At 73.0% G+C, this 10,855-nt stretch carries 7 protein-coding genes; 4 read left to right on the plus strand and 3 right to left on the minus strand.

Annotated elements, in window-relative coordinates; genetic code table 11:
• Positions 1 to 2,695, minus strand: a 2,695-nt coding sequence (locus tag ACWGIU_RS16975) for a BTAD domain-containing putative transcriptional regulator (protein ID WP_453706557.1), incomplete at its 3' end; no start/stop codon positions are given.
• A gap of 160 nt (positions 2,696 to 2,855) precedes the next feature.
• Complete coding sequence (locus tag ACWGIU_RS16980) at positions 2,856 to 3,326, minus strand: MarR family winged helix-turn-helix transcriptional regulator (RefSeq protein WP_453706559.1); 471 nt, start codon at positions 3,324 to 3,326, stop codon at positions 2,856 to 2,858.
• Between the two features lie 378 nt (positions 3,327 to 3,704).
• Between ACWGIU_RS16980 and ACWGIU_RS16985 the strand changes: the two genes are divergently transcribed.
• The gene (locus ACWGIU_RS16985) at positions 3,705 to 5,198 is read left to right on the plus strand and encodes an FUSC family protein (protein WP_453706569.1); all 1,494 of its coding nucleotides are present in this window, start codon (positions 3,705 to 3,707) and stop codon (positions 5,196 to 5,198) included.
• On the opposite strand, the gene ACWGIU_RS16990 is transcribed toward ACWGIU_RS16985, so the two are convergent.
• Positions 5,188 to 7,485 (minus strand): HelD family protein, encoded by a 2,298-nt coding sequence (locus ACWGIU_RS16990; RefSeq protein WP_453706561.1) that lies wholly within the window; start codon positions 7,483 to 7,485, stop codon positions 5,188 to 5,190. The genes ACWGIU_RS16985 and ACWGIU_RS16990 overlap by 11 nt on opposite strands.
• A gap of 141 nt (positions 7,486 to 7,626) precedes the next feature.
• Between ACWGIU_RS16990 and ACWGIU_RS16995 the strand changes: the two genes are divergently transcribed.
• The 3 genes from ACWGIU_RS16995 to ACWGIU_RS17005 all read left to right on the plus strand — a co-directional run.
• Positions 7,627 to 8,238: a GNAT family N-acetyltransferase gene (locus ACWGIU_RS16995; RefSeq protein WP_453706563.1), complete on the plus strand. Its 612-nt coding sequence runs from the start codon at positions 7,627 to 7,629 to the stop codon at positions 8,236 to 8,238.
• A 371-nt stretch (positions 8,239 to 8,609) separates the two neighbouring features.
• Entirely contained in the window at positions 8,610 to 9,746 is a 1,137-nt protein-coding gene (locus tag ACWGIU_RS17000; protein ID WP_453706565.1) for a nitric oxide synthase oxygenase, read from the plus strand.
• A 55-nt stretch (positions 9,747 to 9,801) separates the two neighbouring features.
• On the plus strand, positions 9,802 to 10,855 hold a 1,054-nt coding region (locus tag ACWGIU_RS17005), incomplete at its 3' end, for a lactonase family protein (protein WP_453706567.1).

The raw sequence follows: 10,855 nt of genomic DNA on the forward strand, positions 1-10,855 counted from the left end.
GGCCCTGGCTCCACTGCGTCTGGCCCAGCCCCCGCAGCGCGTGTGCCTCCCCGACCCGGTCGCCCTCGCCCCGGGTCAGCCGCAGTACCGCACCGAAGGCCTCCGCGGCCTCGTCCAGGTCTCCCGCGCGCAGCCGTACCTCGGCCAGCCGGTACACGCTCTGCGCCTCCGCCCGCACCGATCCGGTACGCCGGCTCAGCGCCACCGCCCGCTCCGCGAGCGGCAGCGCGCCGCCCACGTCGCCCCGGTCCAGCTCGATCTGGGCCTGGAAGCCGAGCAGGTGGGCCTCGTTCCCGATGTCACCCGACGCGTGGAACCCGCTGAGGGCCGCCTCGCAGTACTCCAGGGCCCGCTCCCAGTCCCCCTGGAACCGTGCGCACATCGCCAGGTTCCGCTGGGCGAGCGCCGCCCCGCCCATGTCACCGGCGTTGCGCAGCAGCCGCAGCGCGGCCATGTTCCAGCCCTCCGCCTGCTCGTACCGCCGCTGGTAGATCGCCAGTGACCCCAGCAGCCGCAGCATCGTCGCCTCGCCCGGCTCGTCGCCGGTGCGCCGGGCCGCGGCCAGCGCCTGCTCCGCGCAGCGCTGCCAGTCCTCCAGGTAGTTCTTCGTCTCGAAGTGCGGTACCGCGCTCTCGGTCAGCGCCCACGCGTACCGGGCCCGGCCCGTCTCCGCCGCGTGCGCCACCAGGTCCGTGACGGCCGTGCGCTCCGACTCGAACCAGTCCATCGGCGCGGCCAGCAACTCGTCGGCCAGCTCGGGCAGGAAACGGGGAGCCGGCGCCGGCGTCCGGCCCACCGGGAACTCCCGGCCGTCGATCCGACGGTGTGCCTCCTCGGCCAGCCAGAGCCAGGACGCGAAGGCCCGCTCCAGCGCGGCGTCGGTCTCCCCCTCCGCCTCGTCCGATTCCGCCCGCTCGCGGGCGAACAGCCGCAGCAGGTCCTGGAACCGGTAACGGGCGGCCCGCCCCGGCTCGGCGTCGGCCACCTCCAGCAGCTGCGCGTCGACCAGGTGGTCGATCAGTTCCTCGGCGTGCCACACGTCGGTGTCCAGTACGGCCGCCCCCGCCCAGGCGGCGAAGTCCGCCGTGCGCAGCAGGCCGAGCCTGCGGTACATCCGGGCCGCCTCGGGAGCCAGGTCCCGGTAGGTGAGCCGGAAGCCGGCCCGCACCCCGCCCTCGCCGGGGCTCAGCACGTCGAGCCGGGACCGGTGATCGCGCAGCCGCGCCACCAGGCTCCGCACGCTCAGACCGGGTTTGGCCGCCAGCCGCGCCCCGGCGATCCGCAGCGCGAGCGGGAGGCAGTCGCACAGCGCACCGAGCTGTTCCACCGCCACCGGGTCGCTGCCGAACCGGTCGGCCCCGGCCAGTTTGACCAGCAGCGCCGTCGCCTCGGTCGGCTCCAGCATCCGCAGCCGCAGGGTCAGCGCCGTGTAGTCCCCGGTCAGATCACCCAGGCTCTCCCGGCTGGTGGCCAGCACCACGCTGCGCCCGCCACCCGGGAGCAGGGGTCGGAGCTGGTCGAAGGACCGTACGTTGTCCAGGACGATCAGTGTCTTGCGGGTGCTGAGCAGGCTGCGGAACAGTGAGGCCCGCTCGTCGGGATCCGCCGGTATCTGGGGCGCGCCGATCCCGAGGGCCCGCAGGAACCGGTCGAGCACGGCGGCGGGGGACACCGGCGCGTGCTCCTCGTCGTACCCGCGCAGATCGGCGAAGAGCTGGCCGTCCGGGAACTGGTCGGCGACCTGGCTCGCCCAGTGCACCGCGAGCGCGGTCTTGCCCACGCCGCCCACGCCGACGAAGGTCGCCAGCGCCGGGGTATGGGGGTTGTAGGGCTCCTTCAGGAGCCGGTCCAGCGAGGCCATCTCCCGTTGCCGGCCGGTGAACGCCATCACGTCGGCGGGCAGTTGTGCCGGGATGGTGCTCAGAGCGGCCGGCGCGGGCGCCGCCGTGGCGGGGGGCCGGGTCAGTTCGGGGGAGTCACGCAGGATCAGCTCGTGCAACTGGCGCAGTCCGGGACCCGGTTCGATTCCGAGCTGCTCGGTGAGTAACCGGCGGCCGTGCAGGAACACCTCCAGGGCCTCGGCCCGCTGCCCGGACCGGTACAGCGCCAGCATGAGGTGCTCGCGGGACTGCTCGCGCAGGGGGTGCCGGGCCACCAGCTCGGTGAGCTCACCGGTGAGCGCGCGGTGCCGGCCCAGCTGCAGCATCAGCCCGGCACGTTCCTCCACCAGCGCGAGCCGCATCTGTTCCAGCCTGGTGGTCTCCGCCTCCAGCCGGGAGCCGGACGGCTCGTCCGGCGCGGAGCCCCGCCAGATGCTGAGCGCCTCCTCGAACTGCGCGCACGCCTCCTCGGTCCGTCCGTGCCGGGCGGCGTCCCGTCCCTGCTCGGCCCGCTCCATGAACTCCTGGACGTCGATCCGGTGTTCACCCTTGGCCAGCAGGTAGCCCGGGGGAGAGGTGATCAGCAGATCGGTCACCCCGGCCTGCTTGAAGGTCTTGCGGAGGGTGGCCACGCAGATGGCGATCTGGTTGCGGGCCGTGGCCGGGGGCGATTCCGGCCAGACGGCGTCCACCAGGGTGTCCACCGAAACGATCCGGTCGGCGTAGAGGACCAGCATCGACAGGACCGTGGCCTGGCGCCGGCCGTTGATGCGCAGCGGACCGTCATCGGTCTGGACGAGCAGCGGCCCCAGCACTCTGAAGACAAACCGATTCAAAAGGTCCCCCGGCCTTGAAACCCCGCGTCAGGCGCGAACGGTACCGCAAAGAGCGTTCCTCGGTGCAGTCAACTCTTGGGAAAAACATGGGCAGTTTCAGGCCAGCTTGTCCGTATAGCGGCGGACACCCGCGCGGGCTTCACGCAGAGTCGTCGGATCCGATCGACGACAACGCGCCGGACAGGCCCCGCAGCACCTCGGCCGTGCGGTGCACCTCGTCCTCGCCGCCGAGACCCTCGCACAACTGCCGGGCCAGCTCGGCGAGGCAGGAGTCGATCTCCCGTTTCGCGGCCACACCCTGCTCGGTGGCAGTGAGCAGCTTGGCCCGCCGGTGCGCCGGATTGTCCAGGTAGATCGCGAGCCCCTGCCGCACCAGCAGGTCCGCTATGCGCTGCACGCTCTGCCGCGTGGTCCCCACCCGCCGGGCCACGGCTGACACGGACAGCGATTCATCCGTCACCGTGGTGAGTATCTGCCAGCGCGCGGCGCTGAGCCCCGAGGCGAGGGAGAGCCGGTCGAGGGCCGCCGTGAACCGCCCGTTCAGCCGGAAGACCGCCACAGCGGCCCGGCTGAACGCCTCGGCCTCCCCGAACTCCGCCGTGCGCGTCAACGTCGGTCCCCTTCCGTACGTCCCGCGGGTCGCTGCACGATAACAGCGCGTGGTCACGTGGACGAGAGTCGGCCACGACGGCGTGACCCGGACAGTGCGCGCTACGGCCGAGAGTGGTCCGATGGCAGGCTCATGGCCGAAATATCGGTCCGGAACTGCACCAATGGCACAGTGGTCGAGCGCCGACTTGAGCCAGTGGGCCCCCGGGTGCTTATCTGTGTCGTATCCATGTACTTACGGCGCCGCGCAGCGCCGGACGGCAACGAGGCCGGTTCCGGAGCGCGGCGCCTTCGCCGTGCCCGTCCGCCGCCCACCACCCCCGGGCGGCGCCGGCCGGCGCGCAGCACTGCAAGGGGGCGGCACACCGCCGTGAAGAGGATGTTCGTGGCTCCGGATCCGGGGCGTATGAGACTGCGGAACTCGGCTCGCGCGGTGATCGGCGTCGCGACCGCCGTCGCCCTCGCCGAGGGGTGCGGTCTCTCCCTGACCGCCTCCATCACCGGGGGACTGGCGGCCCTGCTCGCCCTCTTCACCGTGCTCGACGCGAACATCCCCGCCCAGCGCCTCACCACCGCCCTGCTGCCCGTCGCCGGATTCCCCGTCCTGACCCTCGCCACCACCCTGCACGGGGTGCCGCTCGCCCGGGACGCCGCATTCCTCGCCGTCGTGTTCGCCGGGGTCTACGCCCGCCGCTTCGGCCCGCGCGGACACGCCCTCGGGATCTTCGGCTTCATGATGTTCTTCGTCACCCAGTTCCTGCACGCCCGGCCCGGGCAGCTGCCCGAGCTGTACGCAGCCGTGGGCCTGGCGCTCCTCGCCGCCGGGGCCGTGCGCTTCCTGCTGTGGCCCATCGAGCGGCGCACCCCGCCCCCCGCGGCCCCGCCCGGCCTGCCCGGGACCGGCCTCGCGCGGCCGACCACCCGGCAGGCCTTCCAGGCCACCGCCGCCTGTGCCTTCGCGCTCGGCATCGGCCAGGCGCTCTCCGACGACCGCTGGTACTGGGCCGTCGGCACCTCCTGGTGGATCTTCGTGAACACCACCTCGCGGGGCGAGACCCTCGTACGGGGCTTCCGCCGCGTCCTCGGCACCGTCGGCGGCATCGCCGCCGGCCTGCTGATCGCCGTACCCCTGCACGGCGCGCCGGTGCCCACCGCCGCGCTGGTCGCCGTATGCGTCTTCGGGATCTTCTACACGGCCGCGCCCTCGTACTCCTGGATGATGTTCTTCGTCACCGTCATGGCCGGGCTGCTCTACGGTCTCCTCGGCGTCCTGCACCCCGGGCTCCTGCTCCTGCGCTTCCAGGAGACCGCCATCGGCGCCCTCGGCGCCGCCCTCGCCGTCGTGATCATCCTCCCGGTCACCACGCACGCCGCCAACGACGCCTGGATCCAGCGCGCCCTGCACTGCGTGCGCGCCTCCACCGCGGCCACCCTGGACCGCCTCGCGGGCGACCCGGACGCCGACCCCGCCCCGCACGCCGCCGAGCTCGAACTGCTGCTGGCCCGGGTCCGGACGGCGCTCGCGCCGCTCGTCCACCCGCTGAGCCCGCTGCGCGCCCGCAAGGCCCGGGCCCGGCAGGTGCTCGCGCTGCTCGACGACTGCGCCCGGGACGTGCGTGGGCTGGTCGCCGTCGCCGCCGATCCGCAGGCCTCGCACGACGCCCGGCTGGCCGCCGCCTGCTGGCGCGTGGAGGCCGCGGTGGAAGCGCTGACCGCCCCGCACGGCGCGCCCGGACCCGCCACCGTGCCGCAGCTCCGGCCCGCCGCCGCGGAACCGGCGCTCGCCCACCTCCACGGCCTGGAACACACCCTCGTGGCACTGGCGACCCCGCTGCGCACCGACCCCCGGGCGCCCCTCGTCATCAGCGCCTGAGCAGCCCCTCCGGGGCGTCCGCGAGCCCCGCCGGCAGCCGGCCCGGGGTGTGCACCACCCCGAGGGTCTGGGTGGACCGCGTCAGCGCCACGTACAGATCGCTCGGCCACAGCTCGGCCGGCTCCACCACGATCACCGTGTCGAATTCCAGCCCCTTGGCCTGGCGCGGGTCCAGCAGGACCACCGCCCCGGTCAGATCCGGCTCAGCGCCCTCCCGCACCTCCGGCAGTACGGCGGCCAGCGCCGCGTGCCGCGCCCGCGGGGCGATCACCGCGAGCCGCCCCTCGGCCGGGAGCTCCCGTGCCACGGCTTCCCGCGTCGCCGCCGCCAGGTCACCGGTCGCGTGCGCCCACGGACGCACCCCGGTGGCCCGTACCGACCGCGGCGGTTCGAAACCGGGATCACGGGTCCGCAGGACGGCTGCCGCCACCTCCATGATCTCGGCCGGCGTGCGGTAGTTGACCGCCAGCCGCACCAGCTCCCAGCGCTCGCCCACGTACGGCGAGAGGATCCCCTCCCACGAGCCGCAACCCGCCTCGTCGGCCGTCTGCGCCGGGTCGCCGACCAGCGTCATCGACCGGGTCGGGCAGCGCCGCATAAGCAGCCGCCACGCCATCGCCGACAGCTCCTGCGCCTCGTCCACGATGACGTGCCCGAAGGCCCAGGTACGGTCGGCCGCGGCTCGCTCGGCGGTGCTGCGGTGGTCGGCCTCCTCGTGGCGCTCGGCCATCCGCTCCGCGTCGATGATGTCGTGGGCCGCGAGGAATTCGTTCTCCTCGTCCTCGAACTCGTACGACTGTGACCCCTCGGACAGGTCCAGCACGCCCTGTGCGTAGGCGATGCGCCGCTGCCGGTCCCGCTCCTCGGCGGCCCGCCGGGCGCTGTCGTCCTCGCCGAGCAGCTCGGCCGCCTCGTCCAGGAGCGGCACGTCGGCCGGGGTCCAGTCGGGCCGGGCCGAGGGCGCGCGCCGGATCAGGGCGGCCTCGGGCGCGGGCAGGTGCGTGGGCTCCGCGAGGAAGTCGGAGATCAGCCGCTGGGGGGTGAGGGAGGGCCACAGCGAGTCGATCGCCGCGTGCACGGCGGCGCTCGTCGCGATCTCCTTGCCGAGCTGGGCGATGTCGTCCGAGCCGAGCAGGTTCGGACCGCCGTACGGATCGGCGCCCAGTCGGTCGGCGAGCTGCGCGGTGAGCGCGTCGATGATCGGGAAGGCGAAGGAGGGCCGCGCCTGGTTGTGCGGCAGCCCGGTGGCCCGGGCCCGGTCCCGCGCCGCGTAGGCCATGGTGCGGTCCAGCAGCAGCGTCCCGTACTCCTCGTGGTCGATTTCCAGCGCCGGCTCGGGGACGGTGTCGAACTCCTCGCCGGAGTCCGCGGGCACGGTCTCCGGCAGGCACTGCCGGTCGGCCACCACCCCGGCGAGGATCTCCGCCATCGCGGCCCGTCCCTTCACCGCGGCAGCCCCCGGACGGTCGGTGCCGGTGGCGTGCACGCCGGGGAAGAGCTCGCCCGGGGTGGCCAGCAGCACGCCCGTCTCGCCGAGGGCCGGGAGCACCCCGCCGATGTAGCCGAGGAAGGCCGGGCCCGGTCCGACGATCAGCACACCGCGCTTGGCGAGCAGCTCCCGGTGTGCGTACAGCAGGTAGGCGGCGCGGTGCAGCGCGACCGCGGTCTTGCCGGTGCCGGGACCGCCCTCGACGACCAGCACCCCGCGGTGCGTGGAGCGGATGATCCGGTCCTGCTCGGCCTGGATGGTGCGCACGATGTCGTGCATCCGGCCGGTCCGGGCGGCGTCGAGCGCGGCGAGCAGCACGGCGTCCGCGTCGGCGCCCTCGTGTCCGGTGCGCTCCGCGTCGGTCAGGTCGAGGATCTCGTCGTGCAGGGCGGTGACCACGCGCCCGCGGCTGCTGATGTGCCGCCGGCGGCGCAGCCCCATGGGGGTGTGACCGGTGGCGAGGTAGAAGGGGCGGGCCACGTCCGCCCGCCAGTCCAGGACCAGCGGGGTGCGTTCCGCGTCGTCGGCCCGGATACCGAGCCGGCCGATGTGGTGGTCCCGGCCGTCGGAGAACTCCAGGCGGCCGAAACAGAGGCCGTTCTCGCCCGCGTTCAGGGCGGAAAGCAGACCGGACTGCTCGGCGACCAGCACGTCCCGCTCCAGCATCGCCTGAAAGCCGGTACCGACATCGCGCAGCGCCCCTTCGACCGCCTGTTCGGCCTGGTCACGCAGACCGTCGAGGCGCTGATAGAGGTCGGTGACGAATTGCTGCTCTTTCCGGAATTCCTCGGTTGACAATTGCACTCCTGCCGCGCTACAGTGTCCTCGTAAGCTTTACCGCGACTGCGTTTCAGAGGAAGTCGCGAACCATTGAATATACGCTCTCTTCTCCCTCGGCAGCCAATTCGGCCGGGGGATTTTTTGCGTACGGTGGAGCTCATGACCACCGCACACGGCCCGGCCGACACGATCGTGTACCGCCCCGCCCGTCCCGAGGACGCCGGTGCCATCGAGGCCCTGGACAGTTCCTTCACCACCGCCACGGTCTTCGAGGTGAGTGGGCCCGGCCCGGGCGACGGCAACGGCTCCGGCTTCGGGTCCGGCGCCGGCTTCCTGGTCCGCGAGGTCCCCGTGGACCCGCCCGTGCGCAAGGCGTTCCCGCCCGAGGAGCACGACGAGCAGGTCTTCGGCGGCGGGAAGGACTCGGACGCCGACGCGCGGACCTTCGTGGCCCTCGACGGCGATCTGCTGTGCGGGTACGCAGCCGTCGGGTACGCCCCCTGGAACCGGCGGCTGACCATCGAGGACATCGAGGTCCTGCCCGGTCACCGGGGCCGCGGCATCGGCCGCGGCCTGATGGATTGCGCCGAGCGGTTCGCCCGCGAACGGGGCGCGGCACACCTGTGGTTGGAGGTCAGCTCGGTCAACGCCCCGGCCGTGCACGCCTATCGGCGGATGGGTTTCACGTTCTGCGGCTTCGACATCGCGCTGTACGACGGCACGCCGGCGGCGGGCGAGCAGGCGCTCTACATGAGCCGCCCCTGCCGCTGACCTAAGGGCTGTCCCGTAATCCCCGGTGGATCAGCGCACGGCGTCGGATGCGGTGCATCGCAAGGCGGAGGGGCGCCCCCGTACTGGGCGTATTCGGGCGTTCCGACAACGTAGCGAGGTGCCGTGGCCGGCGTCGTGCGCCCGCCGGGGATTACGGCCCTAAGCGTACGGTCAACTCCCGGACCGCGCCGGATCGTACGCCCCTGCTCGCCCCTCCGCAGCCCGATCCCTGAGAGATCACCCGGAGGAGTGTTCCCTCACTGCCCATCAGCCCACGCTGACCTGCGACATGTACAACGGGTAATTGTTTATTGCACATTCATCCGGCATGTACAGGGTGGATCTGGTCGGACAGGGGGTAATCGCCCGGAATGGAAATTCTTCAACAGCGCTCCACCACGGCTCAGGTGTGGGAAGCGGCCGAGGAGTTCATCCGACTCTTCCACCGGGAGAACGCGGACGCCGGGGATCCGCGCGCCCGGCTCGCCGCCGTGAGGGCCGAGCTCGCCGAGACCGGCAGTTATGTGCACACCCCCGCGGAACTGGTCCACGGGGCCCGAGTGGCCTGGCGCAACAGTAACCGCTGCATAGGCCGGCTCTACTGGAACTCGTTGCGGGTCCGTGACCGCCGTGGGCTCACCGACGCCGACGGTATCGCCGCCGAGTGCTTCGACCACCTGCGCGAGGCGACCAACCGGGGCCGGGTCAGGCCCACGATCACCGTCTTCGCCCCGGACACCCCCGACCGCCCCGGCCCGCTGATCTGGAGCGAGCAGCTGGTCAGATACGCGGGCTACGGCGACCATCCGTCCATAACCGTCGGCGACGCCCGCAACGCCCCGCTCACCGAGGCCCTGCTCCAGCTCGGCTGGCCCGGCGGCCCCGGTACCCCCTTCGACCTCCTGCCGCTGGTGGTCCAGGGCGTCGACGACAAGCCCCGCTGGTTCGACACCCCGGAGGACGCCGTCCTGGAGGTGCCGATCGACCATCCCGACGGCGCCGGCTGGGCGGACTGGGGGCTGCGCTGGCACGCCGTACCCGCCATCTCCAACATGTGCCTGGAGATCGGCGGCATCCACTACCCGGCCGCGCCGTTCAACGGCTGGTACATGGGCACCGAGATCGGCGCGCGCAACCTCGCCGACACCGACCGGTACAACCTCCTTCCCGCCGTCGCCCGCCGCCTGGGCCTGGACACCTCCAGCGACCGCTCCCTCTGGAAGGACCGCGCACTCGTCGAACTCAACCGGGCCGTCCTGCACTCCTTCGACCGCGCCGGGGTCACGATCGCCGACCACCACACCGAGTCCCGGCGGTTCCTGTCCCACATGGAACGGGAGGAGGGCAAGGGGCGCGAGGTGGGCGCGGACTGGTCCTGGATCGTGCCGCCGATCTCCGGCTCCGCCACCCCGGTCTTCCACCGCACCTACGAGGACCGCAGCAGCAGTACCTCCTACGTCCACCACCCCGGCGCGCAGGAGCGGGCCCTGGGGCGCGATCTGGTCTAGACCCTTCTGTTACCGTCGGCTCCGGACGGATCCGGCAGCGGCGAAAGGGGCCCTCGTGGGCGGCGCGGACATCAGGGACCAGGGCGGCGAAGGCCGGGCCTACATCGGCTCGTTCACCTCGAAGGGTGGCCGCGGTGTCACCACCGCGGCTGTGGATCCGAAGACCGGGGCGCTGACCCCGCTCTCGGTCACCGCCGCCGAGGACCCCTCCTACCTCGCCTTCTCCCGCTCCACCGGTGTGCTCTACGCGGTCAACGAAACCGAGCGGGGCGCGGTCGCCGCTTTCCGGGCCACCACCGCGGGTCTCGCCCCCCTCGGCGCGCCCGTCCGGGTGGGGGGCTCCGGGCCCACCCACCTCAGCCTGGCGGGGCGCAGACTGCTCACCGCCAACTACGCCTCCGGCAGCGTCAGCAGTCTCCCGCTCGGGGTGGAGGGCCGTCCGGGCGGGCCCTCCCGTGTCCTGTCGCACCAGGGCTCCGGCCCCGACGCCGATCGGCAGGAAGGCCCGCACGCCCATCACGTGCTGCCCGACCCGACCGGCCGCTGGGTGCTCAGCGTGGACCTCGGCACCGATTCGGTACGGGTCTGCGCGCTCGACCCGGCCACCGGGGCGCCGCGGGTGCACACCGAGACCGCGCTGCGCCCGGGGACCGGTCCCCGTCACCTCGCCTTCCATCCGGAGGGCGGGACGGCGTACGTACTGCACGAGCTGGAGCCGCAGGTGACCGTCTGCCGCTGGAACGGGGAGTCCGGGCGACTGGAACCGGTCGGCGAGGTTCCGGTGGCCTCCGGGGGCACCTCAGGGGCTGTACGGGCCTACCCCTCGGCGATCGTCGCCTCGCCCGACGGCCGCTTCGTCTGGGCGGCCGTCCGCGGGGCCGACGCGATCGTCACCCTCTCCCTCGCCGACGGCCCCGGGAAGCCGCGGCTCACCGCCGCCGTGGACTGCGGGGGCGCGTGGCCGCGCGATCTTGCCGTCGACCCCTCGGGGAACCGGCTCTACGTGGCCAACGAGCGCTCGGGGGACGTCACCTGGTTCGAGGTGGACCCCCTGACCGGGCAGCCGCGCCGGGCCGGCTCGATGGCCGTACCCGCGGCCACCTGCGTGC

Source organism: Streptomyces sp. NPDC054840, from assembly GCF_053611065.1.

Excerpts from the sequence above, each read along its gene's own strand:
- ACWGIU_RS16985 (WP_453706569.1), top strand. The coding sequence starts at position 3,705 with ATGTTCGTGGCTCCGGATCCGGGGCGTATGAGACTGCGGAACTCGGCT.
- ACWGIU_RS16995 (WP_453706563.1), top strand. The coding sequence starts at position 7,627 with ATGACCACCGCACACGGCCCGGCCGACACGATCGTGTACCGCCCCGCC.
- ACWGIU_RS17000 (WP_453706565.1), top strand. The coding sequence starts at position 8,610 with ATGGAAATTCTTCAACAGCGCTCCACCACGGCTCAGGTGTGGGAAGCG.